Annotated in this window: 19 protein-coding genes; all 19 read left to right on the top strand. The window is 58.7% G+C overall.

From position 1 onward, the window contains the following. The first annotated feature begins 27 nt into the window (after nt 1–27). The 19 genes from mihF (at nt 28) to whiA (ending at nt 19,188) form a co-directional block, all read left to right on the top strand. Entirely contained in the window at nt 28–348 is a 321-nt protein-coding gene (mihF, locus tag ACP8J1_RS06390) for an integration host factor, actinobacterial type (RefSeq protein WP_005328460.1), read from the top strand. Nucleotides 349–356: 8 nt separating this feature from the next. Further along, nucleotides 357–926 carry a guanylate kinase gene (gene gmk, locus ACP8J1_RS06385; protein WP_411703342.1) on the top strand — a complete coding sequence of 190 codons (570 nt, stop codon included), beginning with the start codon at nt 357–359 and terminating at the stop codon, nt 924–926. A gap of 40 nt (nt 927–966) precedes the next feature. Beyond that, the gene (rpoZ, locus tag ACP8J1_RS06380; RefSeq protein ID WP_005324891.1) at nt 967–1,269 is read left to right on the top strand and encodes a DNA-directed RNA polymerase subunit omega; all 303 of its coding nucleotides are present in this window, start codon (nt 967–969) and stop codon (nt 1,267–1,269) included. A gap of 130 nt (nt 1,270–1,399) precedes the next feature. Beyond that, entirely contained in the window at nt 1,400–2,647 is a 1,248-nt protein-coding gene (gene coaBC / locus ACP8J1_RS06375; protein ID WP_023021479.1) for a bifunctional phosphopantothenoylcysteine decarboxylase/phosphopantothenate--cysteine ligase CoaBC, read from the top strand. A gap of 109 nt (nt 2,648–2,756) precedes the next feature. Next, a complete protein-coding gene (gene metK, locus ACP8J1_RS06370) occupies nt 2,757–3,989 on the top strand; it encodes a methionine adenosyltransferase (RefSeq protein WP_023021480.1) in 1,233 nt (410 codons plus the stop codon). Nucleotides 3,990–4,000: 11 nt separating this feature from the next. After that, nucleotides 4,001–6,043: a primosomal protein N' gene (locus tag ACP8J1_RS06365; protein WP_023021481.1), complete on the top strand. Its 2,043-nt coding sequence runs from the start codon at nt 4,001–4,003 to the stop codon at nt 6,041–6,043. Between the two features lie 98 nt (nt 6,044–6,141). Continuing rightward, the gene (gene def / locus ACP8J1_RS06360; protein WP_023021482.1) at nt 6,142–6,654 is read left to right on the top strand and encodes a peptide deformylase; all 513 of its coding nucleotides are present in this window, start codon (nt 6,142–6,144) and stop codon (nt 6,652–6,654) included. Nucleotides 6,655–6,730: 76 nt separating this feature from the next. Beyond that, nucleotides 6,731–7,681 carry a methionyl-tRNA formyltransferase gene (gene fmt / locus ACP8J1_RS06355; RefSeq protein WP_023021483.1) on the top strand — a complete coding sequence of 317 codons (951 nt, stop codon included), beginning with the start codon at nt 6,731–6,733 and terminating at the stop codon, nt 7,679–7,681. Beyond that, on the top strand, nt 7,678–9,231 hold the full coding sequence (locus ACP8J1_RS06350; RefSeq protein ID WP_023021484.1) for an RsmB/NOP family class I SAM-dependent RNA methyltransferase: 1,554 nt from the start codon (nt 7,678–7,680) through the stop codon (nt 9,229–9,231). Before fmt ends, ACP8J1_RS06350 begins: the two co-directional genes overlap by 4 nt. A 19-nt stretch (nt 9,232–9,250) precedes the next feature. Then, the gene (gene rpe / locus ACP8J1_RS06345; RefSeq protein WP_034655367.1) at nt 9,251–9,919 is read left to right on the top strand and encodes a ribulose-phosphate 3-epimerase; all 669 of its coding nucleotides are present in this window, start codon (nt 9,251–9,253) and stop codon (nt 9,917–9,919) included. After that, nucleotides 9,919–10,941, top strand: a complete 1,023-nt coding sequence (ribD, locus tag ACP8J1_RS06340; RefSeq protein ID WP_023021486.1) for a bifunctional diaminohydroxyphosphoribosylaminopyrimidine deaminase/5-amino-6-(5-phosphoribosylamino)uracil reductase RibD — start codon at nt 9,919–9,921, stop codon at nt 10,939–10,941. Before rpe ends, ribD begins: the two co-directional genes overlap by 1 nt. A gap of 35 nt (nt 10,942–10,976) precedes the next feature. Beyond that, a complete protein-coding gene (locus tag ACP8J1_RS06335; protein WP_023021487.1) occupies nt 10,977–11,591 on the top strand; it encodes a riboflavin synthase in 615 nt (204 codons plus the stop codon). An 11-nt stretch (nt 11,592–11,602) separates the two neighbouring features. Further along, nucleotides 11,603–12,865 carry a bifunctional 3,4-dihydroxy-2-butanone-4-phosphate synthase/GTP cyclohydrolase II gene (locus ACP8J1_RS06330; protein ID WP_023021488.1) on the top strand — a complete coding sequence of 421 codons (1,263 nt, stop codon included), beginning with the start codon at nt 11,603–11,605 and terminating at the stop codon, nt 12,863–12,865. A gap of 40 nt (nt 12,866–12,905) precedes the next feature. Then, nucleotides 12,906–13,385, top strand: a complete 480-nt coding sequence (ribH, locus tag ACP8J1_RS06325) for a 6,7-dimethyl-8-ribityllumazine synthase (RefSeq protein ID WP_023021489.1) — start codon at nt 12,906–12,908, stop codon at nt 13,383–13,385. Between the two features lie 73 nt (nt 13,386–13,458). Further along, a complete protein-coding gene (locus tag ACP8J1_RS06320; protein WP_023021490.1) occupies nt 13,459–14,007 on the top strand; it encodes a PH domain-containing protein in 549 nt (182 codons plus the stop codon). Between the two features lie 3 nt (nt 14,008–14,010). Continuing rightward, nucleotides 14,011–16,086, top strand: coding sequence for an excinuclease ABC subunit UvrC (gene uvrC / locus ACP8J1_RS06315; RefSeq protein ID WP_023021491.1), 2,076 nt, complete (start codon nt 14,011–14,013; stop codon nt 16,084–16,086). A gap of 40 nt (nt 16,087–16,126) precedes the next feature. Beyond that, nucleotides 16,127–17,008 (top strand): RNase adapter RapZ, encoded by an 882-nt coding sequence (gene rapZ / locus ACP8J1_RS06310; protein WP_198010471.1) that lies wholly within the window; start codon nt 16,127–16,129, stop codon nt 17,006–17,008. A 23-nt stretch (nt 17,009–17,031) separates the two neighbouring features. Beyond that, entirely contained in the window at nt 17,032–18,027 is a 996-nt protein-coding gene (locus ACP8J1_RS06305; RefSeq protein WP_023021493.1) for a gluconeogenesis factor YvcK family protein, read from the top strand. A gap of 171 nt (nt 18,028–18,198) precedes the next feature. Then, nucleotides 18,199–19,188 (top strand): DNA-binding protein WhiA, encoded by a 990-nt coding sequence (whiA, locus tag ACP8J1_RS06300; protein WP_023021494.1) that lies wholly within the window; start codon nt 18,199–18,201, stop codon nt 19,186–19,188. Nucleotides 19,189–19,240: the final 52 nt, after the last annotated feature.

Genomic DNA, 19,240 nt, shown 5'->3' with positions numbered 1-19,240 from the left:
ATCAATCTAATGAATCGGAGGAAACCCGTGGCCCTTCCAAAGTTGACTGATGAGCAGCGCAAGGAAGCTCTCGCAAAGGCCGCTGAGGCCCGTAAGGCTCGCGCTGAGCTCAAGGCTGCGCTCAAGCGCGGCGAGACCGACCTGAAGGACGTGCTCGAAAAGGCTGAGACCGATGAGATCATCGGCAAGACCAAGGTTTCTGCACTCCTCGAGGCTCTGCCGAAGGTTGGCAAGGTCAAGGCTAAGGAAATCATGGAGGACCTGGAGATCGCTCAGACCCGTCGTCTGCGCGGCTTGGGTGAGCGTCAGCGTCGTGCTCTCCTCGAGCGTTTCGGTTACGGCGAATAGTTACAACCATGGCTAACGCAACTGCACGCGGTCGCCTCGTCGTTCTGGCGGGGCCATCCGCAGTGGGAAAATCCACCGTGGTTTCGCGTCTGCGCAGTGACGTCGAGGGGCTGTACTTTAGCGTGTCGATGACTACGCGCCAGCCCCGTCCCGGGGAGCAGGATGGTGTCGACTACTTCTTCGTCACCCCAGAAGCCTTCCAGCAGCGAATCGACGCCGGGGAAATGCTCGAATGGGCTGATATTCACGGTGGATTGCAGCGCTCTGGAACCCCTGCTCAGCCGGTAGAGGAAGCTTTGGCCGCAGGACGCCCAGTGCTCGTTGAGGTTGATCTTGCGGGCGCTAGGAGTGTTAAGAAAGCACTGCCGGAGGCAGACTTGGTCTTTTTGGCACCCCCATCATGGGACGTGCTTGTGGAGCGGCTCACCGGCCGCGGTACCGAGCCGCAAGACGTCATTGACCGTAGGTTGCAAACTGCGCATGAGGAACTAGCCGCACAGGATGAGTTCGACCACGTCGTTGTTAACGAGGATTTGGACCAGGCAGTGGCTGCCATCAGTGATATCCTGCAGGCATAGACCTCCTTTTTGACCATCTTCAATCAATGTAAAGGTGCATGTGACTAACGTGACCACCCCTTCTAACACTGAAGCCGCAAAGGCGGAGCCAGTATTTGATGATCCGATCGGCATTACTGATCCCCCGATCGATGAGCTTTTGGACAAGGTTTCCTCTAAGTACGCTTTGGTCATCTTCGCTGCTAAGCGCGCCCGCCAGATCAATAGCTACTACCAAGAGCAGGATGAAGGTGTCTTCGAATTCGTAGGCCCACTGGTTACTCCAGAGCCAGGCGAAAAGCCTTTGTCCATCGCATTGCGCGAAATTGACGCTGGCTTGCTGGACCACGAGGAAGGCAAGTAGCTAGCGCACAAGCGTGCAATAGCTTGTAGGCTCCACGCGTCGCCACGGACGTGTATCCCCGGCTAGGGGTGCACCTTCCCGGGGCGGCGAGTGGGGCCTTTCTTTGTGCCGCCAGGTACCATCGTGCGGTGTGATTGAAAAAGATAGCTCTCGCAATATTGTTGTAGGCGTTGCTGGCGGCATCGCCGCCTACAAAGCGTGCCACCTTGTGCGCAATCTCAAGGAGGCGGGCGATGATGTGCGCGTTGTCCCTACGGAAAGCGCACTAAACTTTGTTGGCGCTGCAACGTTTGAAGCCCTGTCCGGCCACCCGGTTTCCACCAGCGTTTTTGAGGCTGTGGATGAGGTGCAGCACGTTAACATCGGGCAGCGGGCGGATGCTGTGGTAATTGCGCCCGCAACTGCGGATCTAATCGCGCGACTGGCCGCCGGTCGGGCTGATGATCTACTTACGGCGACCGTGTTGGTGGCGACGTGCCCGGTCATCATTGCTCCGGCCATGCATACAGAGATGTGGCACAATCCCGCCACGCAAGACAACGTCGCTACTTTGCGGCGGCGCGGTATTACGGTTATTGAGCCCGCCCATGGCCGTTTGACCGGCAAGGACTCAGGTCCTGGTCGCCTTCCGGAGCCGGAGCAGATTGCTGAGGTAGTGCGCACCGAATTGGCTGGTTACCGGGTTGAACATACCTGGCAAGACAAAAGGGTAGTCATATCAGCGGGAGGCACCCAGGAAGAACTGGACCCAGTGCGGTACTTGGGTAATCGATCTTCTGGTAGGCAGGGATTCGCGCTCGCGGAATGGGCCGCCCAGAAGGGGGCTCAGGTCACCCTTGTGGCTGGGAATACTGCGCAGCTGCCTGTCCCCAGCGGTGCGAAGGTGCGCCACATTGTTTCCACCCGGGAACTGGAGGAAGCGATGCACGAAGAGGCCCGTGATGCGGACGTGATCATTATGGCTGCCGCAGTTTCTGATTTCCGCCCCGCGGAGGCAGCTGAGTCAAAGATGAAGAAGGGGCAAGCAGACGACGCACTCTCGGCCCTACATTTGGTAGAAAACCCGGATGTCCTCAAAGGGCTTGTGGCCGCACGAGAGCGCTCGGAGATTCCGGCGGAGTGTGTGATTGTGGGGTTTGCCGCCGAAACGGGTGACGCCCACAAGTCTGCCTTGGAATATGCCCAAGAAAAGTTTGTTCGCAAAGGCTGCGATGTGCTTATGGCCAATGAGGTCGGTAGGGCCAAGACCTTTGGCCAAAAGTCGAATGAGGGATGGATTTTGCGGCCAGAGTCCGCGCCGCAACGGGTGGAACATGGCTCGAAACAAGTAGTCGCCGCACAGATTTTGGCGGCTGTGAATGAAATGTTTCGGGTGTAGACAGCTAAAATTGCATTTATAGACCGCTTGGTCTAGGATTGCGAGGTATTAGGCTTGGGCGTAGAAAACCCACAGCATCGAATCAACAGTGAGAACGAAGGAAGTTTTTGTGACTGATAACGCTGCAGTGGCAACTCGTCTTTTTACCAGCGAGTCCGTTACGGAAGGCCATCCCGATAAGATTTGTGACGCCATCTCGGACGCCATCCTCGATGCCCTGCTGGAAAAGGATCCCGTATCCCGCGTCGCCGTTGAGACGTTGGTTACCACCGGTCAGGTTCACGTGGTGGGAGAGGTACGCACCGAGGCATATGTAGAAATCCCGGCGCTCGTGCGCGATACCCTAAAGTCCATTGGCTTTACCTCCTCTGAGGTGGGATTTGATGGCAATACCTGCGGTGTCAATATTGCCATCGGTGAGCAGTCCCAGGAGATCGGCGCCGGCGTAGATAACTCCACCGAAGCCCGCGCCCATGACGAGGACTATGACGAGGAAAATGACACCGCTGGTGCAGGTGATCAGGGCTTGATGTTCGGCTATGCCTCCAATGAGACCGCCGAGTATATGCCCCTGCCTATCGCCTTGGCACACCGGCTTTCTCGCCGCCTGACGCAGGTGCGCAAGGAGGGCATCGTGGATCACCTGCGTCCGGATGGCAAGACCCAGGTGACCTTCGCCTATACCGATGACAATGAGCCTTCCCACCTAGATACCGTGGTGATTTCTACTCAGCACGATACTGAGGTTGATAGCGCTTGGCTGGAGGGCCCATTGCGCAGCGAGGTCCTTGAATGGGTCATTAAGGACGCGGGCTTGGAGAAGTACTACACCGAAGACACGACGTTGTTGGTCAACCCTTCAGGGTCTTTCATTCTCGGTGGACCCATGGGTGATGCCGGTCTTACCGGCCGGAAGATCATCGTCGATACCTACGGTGGTATGGCTCGTCACGGCGGTGGCGCCTTCTCCGGTAAGGACCCCAGCAAGGTAGACCGCTCCGCTGCTTATGCAATGCGCTGGGTGGCTAAGAATATCGTCGCCGCTGGTTTGGCGGATCGCGCCGAGGTTCAGGTTGCCTACGCAATTGGTCGTGCTAAGCCGGTGGGCTTGTACGTGGAGACTTTCGGCACTGCCAAGGAAGGCCTGAGCGATGCGAATATTCAGGCTGCGGTAAATCAGGTATTCGACCTGCGTCCAGCCGCGATTATCCGCGAACTCGACCTGCTACGGCCCATTTATGCCCAGACTGCGGCCTACGGTCACTTCGGACGCACCGACGTTGAGCTGCCGTGGGAGCAGTTGAACCGAGTAGAGGCACTGCGCGCTGCCGCCGGTCTGTAGAATCGGGGCTTATGCCTAAGAAAACACCCGCCATCCGGAAACCGGTTGCGCGGGTGTTGCCTCTTTTAGGGGTCGCGCACCTCGATCGGGGCTTTGATTACCTTATAGAAGAGGCAGATTCGCAGGAAGTTCAACCGGGGATAAAGGTCCGCATCCGCTTTAATGGACGCTTGGTTGATGCGATAGTGCTAGAGCGCCTGCATGATTCTGAATTTGGCGGTAACCTGCGCTTTATCGAGCGCATCATCTCACCGTTCCAGGTGTATCCGCCGCAGCTTGCCCGGCTTATCGACGCCCTAGCGGACCGCTATGGCGGAGTGCGCTCAGATATTATCCGCTCTGCTATTCCACCTAGGCACGCCAAGGCGGAGGAATCCGATTTGGAAACCCCGTGGGAGGAGCTCGGTACCACGAGCGAGCCTGACCTTTCGGGGTGGTCTGCTTATGAGCATGGTGAGGCTTTCGTTGATTCAATCCTGTCTGGCAAGCTCGCCCGTGCCGCATGGCAAATCGCCCCGGGCGATGATTGGGCGCATGCCTTAGCTGCGCTCGCGGCCAAGGTGGCGTTAGACGGAGGCGGGGTGCTCTTAGTTGCCCCGGACCAGAAGAGCGTTGATGCGGTAGAAGCCGCCCTTCGCCAGGTATTAGGGGCGAAGCAGATTACAGTGCTGACTAATAGTATGGGCCCGCAGGCCCGCTACCGCCGCTACCTATCAGCCCTGGTAGGCCAGGCGCGCGTCGTAATTGGTACTAGGTCCGCCGCCTTCGCCCCAGTAAAACATCTACAGCTGGCGGTTATCCTCGATGATGGCAACGATAATTTGGTAGATAACCTCAAACCTTATGTCCATGCCAGGGAAGTGCTAACCACCCGTTCTGCTTTTGAAGGTTGCAGCATGGTCTTGGCAAACCATTCGCGGACTGCGGAAACGCAGCTCCTCGTGGAGTCAGGCTGGGCGCACGATGTGGTCGCCAAAGAACAAACGATCGGGGCGCGTTGCCCAGCCATTGAGGCGGTAGGCCCATTCGGTCTATCGATTGCTCGCGATTTAGAAGGCGGCACCACTTCAGTTCAGGCACAGGCCTTCCAAGCCGCCCATCAGGCGCTGGATAGGGGAGAGCCGGTATTGGTGCAAGTACCGCGCAAGGGATACGCACCAATTTTGGCCTGCGGCCGATGCCGCGCGCCGGCGCGCTGCCGGCACTGCAACGGGCCATTGGGGCTGCCGCCGACGGGGGCGTCGCCAAGCAAGGGCGGCGCGGAGGAGACAGGAATGCCCACCTGCCGCTGGTGCGGTCGCATCGAGGCGCGCCATCGCTGCAGTGAATGCGGATCCCCGCGCCTGCGCGCCATCGTTTTAGGCTCAGAGCGCACCGCGGAGGAATTGGGCCGTGCCTTTCCTAATACCCGGGTAGTGGTCTCTGGCGGAAATAAGATCCTCGAGGCAGTGGATAATGCGCCGGCCCTTGTCATCGCCACCCCTGGCGCCGAACCGAATGTACGAGATGGCGCCTACGGTGCGGCGCTGCTCTTGGACGCTGGTGCATTGCTCAACCGCCAAGATCTGCGTGCTACTGAAGACACGTTATCGAAGTGGGCGCAGGCGGCCACGCTAGTGCAGCCGCATTTCAAGGGCGGCCGGGTAATTGTGGCTGCCGATGAGTCTCTTAGCGTGGTTCAGCATTTCTTGCGCTGGGATATGGTTGGCGCGGCCGCAGCCGAGCTTGCTGCCCGACGAGAAGTAAGATTCCCACCTGCGGTGCACTTTGCCGCCATTGATGGTGCGGATGCGTCCCTGGATGGCTTTGCTGAGCTTGTGGATCTTCCTGAGCATGCGGAGGTTTTGGGCCCAGTTCCTCTTCCCCCGGGCCATAGCCTGCCCGGCGACTACGATAGCCAGCGCTTTGGTCCCGCGCAGCGGCTGGTGATCCGCACCCCACTGGGGCCTCGTTCCCAATTAGGGCGCGCCTTGCGCAGTGCAAACGCGGCGCGTAGCGCGCGCAAGGATGACTTGCCACTGCGTATCGTGGTTGATCCTATCCACGTGGGTTAGCCGTATCGGGTGGCTAGGGCTTATGCGCTAGTCTCGACGGGGAAACCCTCCATTGTCAGGCCGGCTTTATTTCGGCGCATCAGAAAGGTGTGATTGCCATGTCTCTTCGCGGAATCCGTATCTACGGCGACCCTGTCCTGGGCAGTCGCGCAGAAGAAGTAAGCACGTTCGATCGCGGACTGCGCATTTTGGCCAACGGTATGCTCGAGACCATGGACGAAGCTGGGGGAGTAGGGCTGGCGGCCAATCAAGTGGGCATACTCAAACGGATTTTTGTCTATGACTGCTCGCATACCCAATCTGGCTTGCGTGGCGCGATTGTTAATCCCGTCTGGACGCCGTTGGGCGCGCAGCAGCAAATAGGCCCGGAAGGATGTCTTTCTATTCCCGGCATTAGCGCGCAAACCACCCGCTTCAACCGCGTCTTTGTCAGCGGTCAGGATATAGAGGGCCGCCCCTTATCCATGGTGGCCGCGGGGCTGATGGCTCGGTGCATCCAGCATGAAACAGACCATCTCGATGGAGTGCTTTTCCTGCAGCGCCTCGATGCCGTGGACCGAAAAGACGTTATGCGCGCCATCCGTGAATCCGAGTGGTTTAACGCCTCATAGCCCGCTTACTGTGGCGGCAGCGCTACGGCGTTGTAGCCTAGTAGTTTGAACGAGATTAATAGGAGAGTTTCCCCGCATGCGGATTATTTTTGCCGGTACCCCTGAGCCCGCTGTTGTGGCCTTGGAAAAGCTAATTGCCTCCTCGCATGAGGTGGTGGCGGTAATTACCCGCCCAGATGCTAGGAAGGGCCGCGGCCGTAGCCTTCACCCCAGCCCGGTGAAAGCAGTAGCCCAAGAACATGGCATCGAAGTGCTAACTCCTAGCAGCTTGCGTCCAGACACGGAGGACGGGCAGGCCCTGCGTGCCCGCCTGCGGGAGCTCGAACCCGAGGCAATTCCGGTGGTGGCTTATGGCAATCTGGTCACCAAGGACCTGCTGGAGCTGCCGCAGCATGGTTGGGTGAACCTGCATTTTTCCCTGCTCCCGGCATGGCGTGGCGCGGCACCGGTACAAGCTGCCATAGCTGCCGGTGATGAGATTACCGGCGCATCTACGTTCCGCATTGAAGAAGGCCTAGATACCGGTCCGGTGCTGGGCACCGTGACGGAGGAAATCCGCACCACCGATACTGCCGATGACCTGCTCACTCGCCTTGCCTATTCCGGCGGCGATCTGCTCGTCGCCACCATGGATGGCCTAGCGGCGGGTCAGTTGGAGGCACAACCGCAGCAGGGCGAGGCCACCTATGCCCCGAAAATCTCTACCGCACAAGCTCGCGTGGAGTGGTCCCAGCCTGCCTTTGCCATCGACCGGCATATTCGTGCGCACACCCCAGGTCCTGGCGCATGGACCATGTGGGACGAGGCCCGGGTAAAAGTGGGACCAGTAAGCCCCGTGGAGGCAGCAGCCGCGGTACCGGAGCACTTAGAGCCTGGGCAGCTCTACATTGCAAAGAACGCCGTTTTTGTTGGTACCGCAACGCAGCCGGTCCAGCTGGGTAAAATCCAGCCACCAGGCAAGAAAATGATGAATGCGGCCGACTGGGCCCGCGGACTAGGCAAGGATGCCGAGGTGAAGTTCCAATGAGTGGTGGTTTCCGTTCCCGTAGTAAATCTGGTGATAAGTCGCCGGAAGGCAAGCCGCAGGACCCCCGGAAATCCGGTGGAGCGAAAGGCCGTGGTGGCCGCCCGCACCAGCAGCAACATGGTGGACGTAACGGCCACCGCAGAGGTCGACAGGCTCATGCTTCTGGTCAGCGTTCCGGCAAGCGCCAGGAAGGCAGTCTGATTCAGGCTGCACTGACCGCTGGTGTGGACGCGCCGCGTGCGGTGGCTTTCGACGTCGTGCGTCGGGTGAGCGATGACGATGCCTTTGCCAACCTCATCTTGCCCACAGCACTGCGTAAGCAAAAGCTCACCGGGCGAGACGCCGCCTTTGCCACCGAGATCACCTACGGCACCCTCCGCACCCTCGGCGTAGTAGATGCCGTCATCGCAGAATGCTCCTCGCGCAGCCTCGAAGCCATTTCTCCAGCTGTGGTTGATGCCTTGCGCTTGGGCGCGTATCAGGTTCTCTATACCCGCGTGGAGGCCCATGCGGCGGTTGATACCACCGTGCGCTTGGTGGAAGCCAGCGGTGAGGTCAAGGCCAAGGGTTTTGCCAATGGCATTATGCGCACCATTACCCGCACGTCGGCCAAGGCGTGGCTGGACAAGCTTGCCCCGGAGGGAGAAATCGCCGGCATTGCCTTCAAACATGCCCATCCCACCTGGATCGCGGAATCGTTTAGTCGTGTGCTGGGGCTGGGCGAGCTAGAGGCCGCCCTGGCTGCGGACTCCGATAGGCCTGCGGTGCATCTGGTGGCCCGTCCCGGGGAAATCTCGGCCGAAGAATTAGCACTTGTGACCGGCAATGAGGAAGGGCGCTTTTCCCCCTACGCCGTGTATATGGAGTCCGGCGATCCCGGCCAATTGGAGCCGGTACGTCAGGGTTTGGCTGCAGTCCAAGATGAAGGCTCGCAGCTTATCGCCCGCGCGGTATGTGAAGCGCCGGTGGAGGGCGAAGACACTGGTCGGTGGCTGGATCTCTGCGCCGGTCCCGGCGGTAAAGCGGCCTTAATGGGTGCGCTTGCCCGCATCGACTCCGCGCACGTGGACGCGGTGGAGGTATCCCCGCACCGTGCGGCTCTGATTGAAAAAACGGTAAGTGATTTACCTGTGGACGTTCATGTGGCAGATGGACGCAATCCGGGCGTGGGTCAGGGGTTTGACCGAGTGCTTGTCGATGCCCCGTGTTCCGGACTCGGCGCACTCCGTCGCCGCCCCGAGGCGCGGTGGCGCAAGTCTGAGTCCGACATTGCCGAGCTTACTCAGCTGCAATTTGAGCTTTTATCCTCGGCCTTAAACCTGGTGCGCCCAGGCGGTGTGGTCATTTATTCCACGTGTTCGCCAGACTTGCGCGAGACTCGTGGCATCGTCGACCGCGCCGTACGCGAGCTCGGTGCCACAGAGCTAGACGCACATGGGCTCATTCCTGATATGGGCGATGTGGGGCACGAAAAATCCGTGCAAATGTGGCCACATCGGCACGGTACCGATGCTATGTTCTTTGCGGCTCTGCGCCGCGCTGCTGACTAATCGCGATAGACTAGTGGGCATGTCCGCACCGATTATTTCCCCTTCCATCTTGGCCGCTGATTTTTCTCGCTTGGGCGAGGAATTAGCGGCGATTGAAACCGCAGACTGGGTCCATGTGGACATTATGGACGGGCACTTCGTGCCCAACCTGTCCTTCGGCCCGGATATCACGGCAACGGTCCATCGGCTTACCAATAAACCATTGGATGTCCACCTCATGATCGAGGAACCCGAGCAATGGGTGGAGACCTATGCCAAGGCGGGTGCGCATACCATTATCTTCCACGTGGAGGCTGTCGCCGATGAGCAGGCGGCGGTGGATGTGGCGCAGAGCATTCGAGAACTAGGGGTGCGTGCTGCCTTTTCCATTAAGCCGGGTACGGCTATCGAACCGTGGCTGGATAAATTGCATCACTTTGATGAGGTGCTCGTGATGTCCGTGGAGCCTGGTTTTGGCGGGCAGAAATTCATGCCAGAGATGCTGGAAAAGGTCCGGGTGCTGCGCCAAAGCATTGATGAGCAGGGGCTCGACACCGTCATCGAGATTGATGGCGGAATTTCGCCAGACACCATCGCCCAAGCCGCCGCGGCTGGGTGCGATGCTTTTGTAGCTGGCTCGGCCGTATTCAAGGCAGAAGATCCCGCCGGGATCGTACATCAGCTGCGTGAATTGGCGGCTGGTGCCTAGTGGGCGCGGAGCTAGAGGAGAGTACCCTTTCCGCAGCGCTGTCTCGGGCAATGGCCGCGGGAGCTGAGGTGCGTGGAACCACGAGCCCCAACCCGCCAGTGGGCGCGGTCATCGTGTCCACTGCCGGTGACATCGTGGGCGTCGGTGCTACGCAGCCCGTGGGAGGCGCGCATGCCGAGGTCATGGCGTTGCGCGAGGCTGGCGATAGGGCGCGAGGAGCCACCGCCGTGGTCACCTTGGAGCCGTGTGCGCATACCGGTCGCACGGGTCCGTGCGCACAGGCGTTTATCGATGCCGGCGTGGCTCGCGTGTACTACCTTCATGCAGACCCCACTCCGCAGGCCGCCGGTGGAGCGCGCGTGTTGGCGGAGGCTGGGGTGGACGTCGCCAAGCTGGAAAAGCCCCCGCACGCCGATGATGCGCTCGTGCCTTGGCTCTTTGCCATGAAAGCACGCAGGCCGCACGTAACCTTAAAGTTCGCCCAGACGCTGGATGGCTTTACTGCCGCAGCGGATGGGTCAAGCCAGTGGATTACGGGCGAAGCGGCGCGCGATTGGGTGCATGCAGATAGGGCTCACCGCGACGCCATCATCGTCGGCACCGGCACTGCGCTTGCTGATAACCCGTCACTTACCGCGCGGTTTAGCGACGGCAGTTTGCGGGAACACCAGCCGCGCCGCGTGATTATTGGCAAGCGTGATTTGGAATCGGCCGGTGATGCGGCCAGCAACCTGCGCGAGTTGGGGTACGAGCACTACGACAGCATCGAGGAAGCGTTATACGAGCTCTACGCCAGCGGGGCACGCGACGTCCTTGTAGAAGGCGGCGCCGGACTCGCCAGTAGCTTCCTCAAGGCCGACTTGGTCGATGCTATCTCTGCCTATATTGCGCCCCTGTTGCTGGGGGAAGGCCGTGGCGTGCTCGCCCATCCCATGTCCCAGACTCTGGCGGGGGCCACCCGATTCCAGCGCGTGGGAATGAAGGCGCTGGGTGATGACGTTCTAATTGAATACGTGCGCTAGACGCGCGGATTAGCAGATAACGAGAAAGGCTGGATGTGTTTACTGGGCTAGTACAAGAGTTGGGCACCGTAGCCGGTATGGAACCGCACGCGGACGCCTTGCGCTTGAGCATTCGCGCCCCGCGCACCGTCGCGGAGGCTGCACTGGGGGATTCCATTGCTATCAACGGCGTATGCCTCACCGTGGCGGATTTATCTGGAGATATATTTTGCGCAGATGTGATGCAGGAGTCCCTCGACCGGACAGCTCTGGGCCGCCTAGCTGAGGGCGATTCGGTCAATGTGGAACCGGCATTGCTGCCTACCACCCGGCTAGGCGGTCACATCATGCAAGGACACGTGGATGGCACCGCGACGCTGCAGAGCCGGACTACCTCCGAGAACTGGGATATCCTCCGGTTTAGCTTGCCCACCGAGCTTGCCCGGTACGTCGTAGAAAAAGGCTCAATTGCCGTTAGCGGCACCTCGCTGACTGTTAGCGCCGTGGGGCCGGACTGGTTCGAAGTATCCCTTATCCCCACCACTTTGCGGGACACTATTCACGGTGCATTGCCAGTTGGAGGAGAAGTCAACCTCGAGGTGGATGTGCTGGCCAAGTACGTAGAAAAGATGCTTCACCCCGAAGCGCTAACCCCTGAGGGCAAGGACTAGACTGCTACCTTATGAGCGCGAGTGATAATTGTATCCGTCTTGATTCCATTGAGCAGGCCATAGCGGATATCGCCGCTGGTAAGCCGGTAGTTGTTATCGATGACGAGGATCGCGAAAATGAAGGCGACCTGATTTTCGCCGCTGAGCTAGCCACCCCGGAACTGGTGGCCTTTATGGTGCGCTACTCTTCTGGATATATCTGCGCACCATTGTTGCCAGAAGATTGTAACCGCCTGAATCTACCGCCGATGTTGGCGGTCAACGAGGATGTGCGCGGCACCGCTTATACGGTGACGGTGGACGCAGCTACGGGTAGTACCGGTATTTCTGCGACCTCGCGGGCAGCAACTATTCGCCGGCTAGCAAACCCTGATACCACGCCGGGCGAATTCACCCGCCCGGGTCACGTGGTGCCGTTGTGCGCGCGCCCTGGTGGTGTTCTAGAGCGTGATGGCCATACGGAGGCTTCCATTGACCTTGCCCGATTGGCGGGCCTGCGCCCAGCCGGTGTGCTGTGTGAGATCGTTTCTGAGGATGACCCCACGGACATGGCACGGTCGCCAGAGCTGCGCCGCTTCGCAGATAAGCACGGCCTGTCCATGATCTCTATTGCACAGCTCATCGAGTGGCGCCGCCATAATGAGAACCAGGTCATTCGCCAGGTAAGCACCCAGCTTCCCACCGAGTATGGTCATTTCACCGCCATTGGCTATCGCCATGAAATAGATGGACAGGAGCATGTCGCGTTGGTGGCAGGCGATCCCGCCGAACTGCGCGGCGCGCGTGAGGTCATGGTGCGAGTCCATTCGGAATGCCTGACCGGTGATGCCTTCGGCTCGCGGCGCTGCGATTGCGGTCCGCAACTACATGAGTCCATGCGCCGTATCAGTCAGGAAGGCAACGGCGTGGTTATCTACTTGCGCGGTCAGGAAGGCCGTGGCATTGGTCTGTTGCATAAGTTGGAGGCATACCGGCTGCAGGATTCTGGCATGGACACCGTCGATGCCAACCTAGAACAGGGCCTGCCCGAAGACGCACGCGAGTATTCCGTAGCCGGCCAGATCCTGCGTGATCTTGGCATAGAGTCCGCGAACCTGCTGACTAATAACCCACATAAGGGCGAAGGCCTGAGCGGTTTTGGTGTGGATGCAGGTCATCACACCCCGCTAGCAACCCCGGCGCATGCGGATAATATTGAATATCTGCGTACGAAGCGCGACCGCATGGGCCACGATCTTCCGCAGGTTGCCCAGTGGGATGAGGCGCATAAGTAGATCTTTAGTAGCTCTGTGGAGATCACGCGAAAGGAAAGAAATGAGTAAAGAAGGCCTACCCGAAATTGCCCAGGTAGATGGCAGTGGACTGCGCGTTGCCGTGGTGACTGCGACATGGAACGCGGAGATCTGCGATCAGCTCCACGCCCAAGCGGTAGAGACCGCTACGGAAAATGGCGCCGAGGTTGCCGAGTACCGCGTAGTTGGCGCCTTGGAACTTGGCGTTGTTGTCCAGGCGGCCGCCCGCGCATACGATGCGGTGGTGGCATTGGGCTGCGTTATCCGTGGGGGAACGCCGCATTTTGACTACGTCTGTGACTCGGTTACCCAGGCGCTTACCCGCATCGCGCTCGATGAATCCACCCCGGTAGCGAACGGCGTCCTTACCGTCAATGACCAGCAGCAGGCCATTGATCGCGCCGGCTTTGCAGACTCGGCAGAAAACAAGGGCGCCGAGGCAATGATGGCGGCTTTAGATACCGCCCTGCAGTTGCGTAGACTAAACGCAGCAGATAAGTAACTTTTAGCAATGCGTCAGCGCCCCACGCTAGATCACCACGATGGACTGTGGGGTGTTCCAGAGGAGTATGCACATGAACGAGGCGCAGGCCCCAAAGAATCCGCAGCGAAGCCGGCAGCTTAGCGACGCCGAAGTATTGGCCTATACCAGTGCCGATCCCTTTGCCCAGACAACGTCTAAGCCGTGGGAGTTTAAGGCGACCTCGCCCTTTTTGCGTAAGGTGGCAATCGGCTGGGTGATCCTCGTTATGGCTATCCATATCTTCATGGGAATCACCTTGGATGTGTCTTTTACCGGCGCGCATGTCACCACCATTGATAAATTCGCCTTTCCCGGCGTGGGCCTCCTTATTTCCATTTTGTCTTGGGTTGCCCTTAACCGGCCGCGCCTGCGCGCCAATGAGGATGGGGTAGAGGTCCGCAATATTGTGGGTACCCGCTTTTATCCCTGGCAGGTGGTCTATGGGCTGTCCTTCCCCGTGGGCCAACGTATGGCGCGTCTTGAGCTTCCCGAGTTCGAGTTCGTTCCCGTCTGGGCTTTGCAGTCTGGTGACAAAGACACCGTCATCGACAACGTTCGCCGCTTCCGCGACGTGGAAGCTAAGTACATGCCACAGGATTAACAATTGGCTGACCCCACTACCTACCGCCCGGCTCCGGGAACCATTCCCACTGACCCGGGCGTCTATAAGTTCCGCGATGAAAACCGCCGCGTAATCTACGTGGGCAAAGCCAAGAATCTGCGCGCGAGACTATCGAACTATTTTCAGGACATTACTCAGCTGCACCCGCGCACACGCCAAATGGTGCTCACGGCCAATTCCGTGGAATGGACGGTAGTGGCCAGCGAGGTAGAAGCCTTGCAGTTGGAGTACACGTGGATCAAGCGCTTTGATCCCCACTTCAACGTCATGTACCGCGACGATAAAACCTATCCTATGCTCGCGGTTTCGGTCGGAGAAACAGTTCCTCGCGCCTTTTTCTACCGCGGCCCTCGCCGCAAAGGCGTGCGCTACTTCGGCCCGTATTCCCATGCTTGGGCCGTGCGTGAAAGCCTAGACCTGCTCACCCGCGTCTTTCCCATGCGCACCTGTTCCAAGGGCGTTTATAACAGGCACGAGCGCCTTGGGCGACCGTGTCTATTGGGCTATATCGGCAAATGCGATGCGCCCTGCATCGGCCGGGTAAGCAAGGAAGAACACCGGGATACCGTCAATGAACTCGTTTCATTCATGAATGGAAACACCGGTGCAGTCCGCCGCAAACTCACCCATGACATGGAGCAGGCCGCCGAGAATCTAGAGTTCGAACGCGCCGCACGCCTGCGCGATGACTTGGGCGCTATTGACAAGCTCATGGAGCAACAGGCCGTGGTCTTCACCGACGGTACAGATGCCGATCTCATTGCTTTTAACTCGGATGAACTCGAAGCAGCGGTACAGATTTTCCATGTGCGTGACGGACGCATTCGCGGGCAGCGCGGGTGGGTAGTAGAACGCGCCGGTGACCAAGCTAGCTCTGAGCCCTTGGAAGAAGGCCAGCCTGATCCCGCGCTGCCGGCATTGGTACAAAATTTCCTCATCCAGTTTTATTCGGATGCAGTGGAGCGCGAGAAGCAGGAGGCGCGCGAGGACGCCGCGCTTGCTGCGGACGTAAAACGGCGCGGGGTGGACCAGGAATCGCACATGAAGTCCCGCCGTGTCCAAGTCATCCCACGCCAAATTTTGGTGCAGGCCCTGCCGGATGAACCCGATCAGGTCGTCGCCCTCTTAGAGGAACTGCGCGGTGCCCAGGTGGACCTGCGCGTTCCCCAGCGCGGCGATAAAAAACAGCTCATGGCCACGGTGGAGAAAAACGCCAAGGAGCAGTTGCGCCAGCACAAGCTCAAGCGGGTGGGAGACCTCACCGCCCGGTCGGCGGCTTTGCAAGATATTCAAGAGGCTTTGGGCATGGAGCAAGCCCCATTGCGCATCGAATGTACCGATATCTCCCATATTCAGGGCACAGATGTGGTTGCTTCTTTGGTGGTTTTTGAAGATGGCTTGCCCAAAAAGTCGGACTATAGGCGCTACCGCATTAAAGAGGCAGCGGGCGATGGCCGCTCTGATGACGTCGGATCTATCGCAGAAGTCACTCGCCGTCGGTTTAAGCGTTATAAGGAAGACAAGCTGGCCCAACCGGATGAGGAAGTAGAAGAGTCTTCTTTCGCGGAAGAAAAAGTGGCGGAAGAATCTGCCGAGGCAGGCCGACGCTTTGCGTATCCACCGCAGCTTTTCATTGTGGATGGCGGCGCACCCCAGGTTGCCGCAGCTCAAGAGGTATTCGATGAGTTGGGCATTGTGGATGTGACCTTGGTGGGCCTGGCCAAGCGCCTCGAGGAAATTTGGGTTCCCGGTGATGATGAGCCGGTCATTTTGCCGCGAAACTCGCAAGCTCTTTTTCTCCTGCAGCAAATTCGCGATGAAGCGCACCGCTTTGCCATCACTTATCATCGGCAACAGCGCTCTAAGCGAATGCGCTCTTCAGTACTCGACTCCGTTCCGGGCCTAGGTCCGCAGCGGCGCACCGATCTGGTGAAGTATTTTGGCTCGGTGAAAAAGCTCAAGGCCGCCACGGTGGAAGAGATCTGTGAGGTAGATGGCTTTGGGCCAAAGCTAGCCCAGACCGTGTACGAGAATTTGCACGATTCTACGGGTAAATAAGGGGCATTCTCCTAGGAGCGGCGAATCTTAAAGCGCTAGACTGAGGGGCATGACGCATTTCGAAACTCCACCCATTTTGATAACCGGCATGTCCGGCGGCGGGTTGAGTTCCGCTGCCAAAGTATTTGAGGATAAGGGCTACTATGTGGCCCATAATATTCCGCCTCGCGCCATTGTGGATCTGCTTAAGCTGTGCAACCAGGAAGAAACTCCGGTGGGCAAGGTTGCTGCCGTAACGGATGTGCGCTCGCGCATGTTTCCAGGGTCTCTGCTAGAGATTATGGAAGAGCTCACAGAATTGCATATGAAGCCCACTGTGCTCTTTTTGGATGCGCGTGATGATGTGCTCATTCGTCGTTTTGATTCAGTACGGCGCACCCACCCATTGCAGGAGGGCGACACCCTCAAGGTAGGCATTCAACGCGAGCGTCAAGCAGTAGCAGACGTGCGAGCTCATGCAGACATCATTATTGACACCACCAACCTATCCATTCATGATCTCCGGCGTGCTATTGAGGCGGCGTTTGGTGAGATGCAAAATGAAAAGCAGCATGTGACCGTTGAATCCTTTGGTTTTAAAAATGGTTCACCCCGCGATGCAGACTTGGTGGTTGATGTGCGTTTCCTACCCAATCCCTATTGGGTACCAGAGCTGCGTAGATACCGTGGCACGGATGAGCCGGTTGCTCAGTATGTGCTCTCACAGCCAGCGGCACAGGAATTCGTGGATAATTTCATAAGGATGTTTTCCACCATGCTGGATGGTTACCGGCACGAAGGGAAGAATTTCATAACTTTAGGCGTGGGCTGTACGGGTGGCCATCACCGCTCCGTTGCCGTAGCAGAGGCTATTGCGGCACGGTTGCGGGACAATGACATTTTGGACGTCAGCACCTTGCACAGGGATATTGCTCGAGGCTAGAGCGCAGGAGTTTTAACGCTTTTATGACCAATCCTTCACACATGGTCTGCCTAGGAGGCGGCCATGGACTTTATCAGACTCTTTTGTCCGCCCGATTGAGCGGAGCAGGCGACATTTCCGCCATTGTTACTGTTGCAGATGATGGTGGCTCCTCCGGCCGATTGCGCCGCGAGCTAGAAATAATCCCGCCTGGAGATCTGCGCATGGCGCTAGCTGCGTTGGCTAATAGTGATCCGGTGGGTGACCTCTGGGCGCGTACCTTGCAGCACCGTTTTAGAGGCACCGGTGCAATGGCGGGGCATGCGGTGGGCAATCTAATGATTGCAGGGTTGACCGAGGTGCTCGGTGATTACCAGGCCGCGTTAGATACCATCGCAGAGCTTACTAATTCCCAGGGCCGGGTATTCCCTGTGGTCAACCAAGCCTTAGAGATTGAGGCGGAAGTAGCCGGGCTTGACGACGACCCCCGTTTCATGCGCCAAGTCCGGGGGCAGGTCGCGGTTGCCTCCACACCGGGGCAAGTCCGGCGTGTGCGCATCGTGCCGGAAAACCCCAAAGCAAATCCGGATGTCCTCGATGCCATTGAGCGCGCGGACCTAATTACTATTGGCCCGGGTTCTTGGTTTAGTTCGGTATTGCCACATACTCTCGTGCCTGAGGTCGTGGAAGCCATTTCTGCGTCTGATGCGCTGCGCGTAGTTGTTTTAAACCTTTCCGCCGAGCCGGGCGAAACGCATGGTTTTTCCGCAGAGCGCCATTTGCATGTGCTTTCTCAGCACGCTCCGGATTTGCGCATTGATCGCATTCTGGTGGACGGGGCGGCTTTGCCTACTGATAGTGAGCGCGTGTATATCCAGCGCGCCGCCCAGTCCCTTGGTGCCCGTGCCACGTTCGCGGATGTGAGCGAAGTTGATGACAATGGCCGGAGCATCAATAAACACGATCCGGAGAAGCTGTCTGCGGCACTCCTCGACCTATATTCGGACTATCGCAACACTGGCGATCCCAACCGGAGCTGATACATCTCGGCAAAGTCCTATCGCTCGGGTCGTTCGGGTTCGGCCGACTGCGCGGTGCCTGAGCGCGCGCGGTATGATGGCAGAAATCCTTTCACCGCACCGGGCCTTGCTTAACGGCTCTGGCCTGTGTGTATATCTTGTGACTGTGAGAAAAGAAATGGGGCGAACTAGGTGACCACACCATTGACCGACCAGGTCAAAGAAGAATTGACGGCTGTCGTTGTGCCACGCCAGTCCGCTCGCGCTGCCGAACTAGCCGCGATGCTGCGATTCGCCGGCGAGCTAGATATTTCCGGCGACAACATGGCCTATGAGTTGGAATTAGAAAGCCACGCTATTGCGCGGCGCGTGATCGCTGCACTCGATGAGCTTTATGGGATTTCCGCTGATAGTCACGTAGCGGGCCCAGCAGGAACCACGAAGAAATCCCGAGTTACGGTGCGCATTTCCACCGGGGCGAAGGAACTTACGCGCCGTCTCGGCCTTATTACCCGCTCCGGCCATGCGGTAGTGGGGCTTCCTCCGCAGGTTATTTCCGGCACCGTCGCTGATAGCGAAGCAGCGTGGCGCGGAGCCTTCCTAGCCCATGGCAGCCTCACGGAGCCGGGTCGTTCTTCTGCGCTTGAAGTTACGTGCCCGTGCCAGGAGGCGGCATTGGCCCTAGTGGGTTGCGCCCGCCGCTTGGGCATTTCTGCCAAAACTAAGGAGACCCGCGGGGAAGACCGCGTCGTTGTCCGCGATGGCGATGCCATTGGGGCACTGTTGACCCGTATGGGCGCGCAAGAAACGCGATTAAGCTGGGAAAAGAAGCGCGTCAAGCGAGAGGCGCACGATACGTCCCGGCGCTTGGACAATTTCGATGATGCAAATCTCCGTCGCTCGGCTCGTGCTGCAGTCACCGCGGCGGCCCGCGTTGACCGAGCGATGGAGATCCTTGGTGATGACGTCCCCGAGCACCTTGCTGATGCAGGACGCCTGCGCGTGCAGCACCGTGAGGCCTCGCTGGAAGAATTGGGCCGCTTGGCTGAGCCTCCCATGACTAAAGATGCGGTAGCCGGGCGTATTCGCCGCTTGCTTTCTATGGCCGATAAGCGAGCGGAAGAGCTTGATATCCCCGATACTAACCAAGCGATCACCGACGACCTCTTCAAAGAGTCCTAAACGCCGCAATCACCGGCACATACACAACTCCCCGCAGCGCGGATACCTGAGC

The organism is Corynebacterium sp. LaCa_205, assembly GCF_057458085.1.
The sequence above is the reverse complement of the archived record's forward strand: the minus strand, read 5'-3'. Positions and strand labels throughout refer to the sequence as shown.

Bases quoted from the DNA above. Each gene is read 5' to 3' on its own strand.
- ACP8J1_RS06305 (WP_023021493.1), top strand. From the start codon at position 17,032: ATGACCAATCCTTCACACATGGTCTGCCTAGGAGGCGGCCATGGACTT.
- def (WP_023021482.1), top strand. From the start codon at position 6,142: ATGTCTCTTCGCGGAATCCGTATCTACGGCGACCCTGTCCTGGGCAGT.
- ACP8J1_RS06365 (WP_023021481.1), top strand. From the start codon at position 4,001: ATGCCTAAGAAAACACCCGCCATCCGGAAACCGGTTGCGCGGGTGTTG.
- ribH (WP_023021489.1), top strand. From the start codon at position 12,906: ATGAGTAAAGAAGGCCTACCCGAAATTGCCCAGGTAGATGGCAGTGGA.
- ACP8J1_RS06330 (WP_023021488.1), top strand. From the start codon at position 11,603: ATGAGCGCGAGTGATAATTGTATCCGTCTTGATTCCATTGAGCAGGCC.
- fmt (WP_023021483.1), top strand. From the start codon at position 6,731: ATGCGGATTATTTTTGCCGGTACCCCTGAGCCCGCTGTTGTGGCCTTG.
- rpe (WP_034655367.1), top strand. From the start codon at position 9,251: ATGTCCGCACCGATTATTTCCCCTTCCATCTTGGCCGCTGATTTTTCT.
- gmk (WP_411703342.1), top strand. From the start codon at position 357: ATGGCTAACGCAACTGCACGCGGTCGCCTCGTCGTTCTGGCGGGGCCA.
- ACP8J1_RS06350 (WP_023021484.1), top strand. From the start codon at position 7,678: ATGAGTGGTGGTTTCCGTTCCCGTAGTAAATCTGGTGATAAGTCGCCG.
- ACP8J1_RS06320 (WP_023021490.1), top strand. From the start codon at position 13,459: ATGAACGAGGCGCAGGCCCCAAAGAATCCGCAGCGAAGCCGGCAGCTT.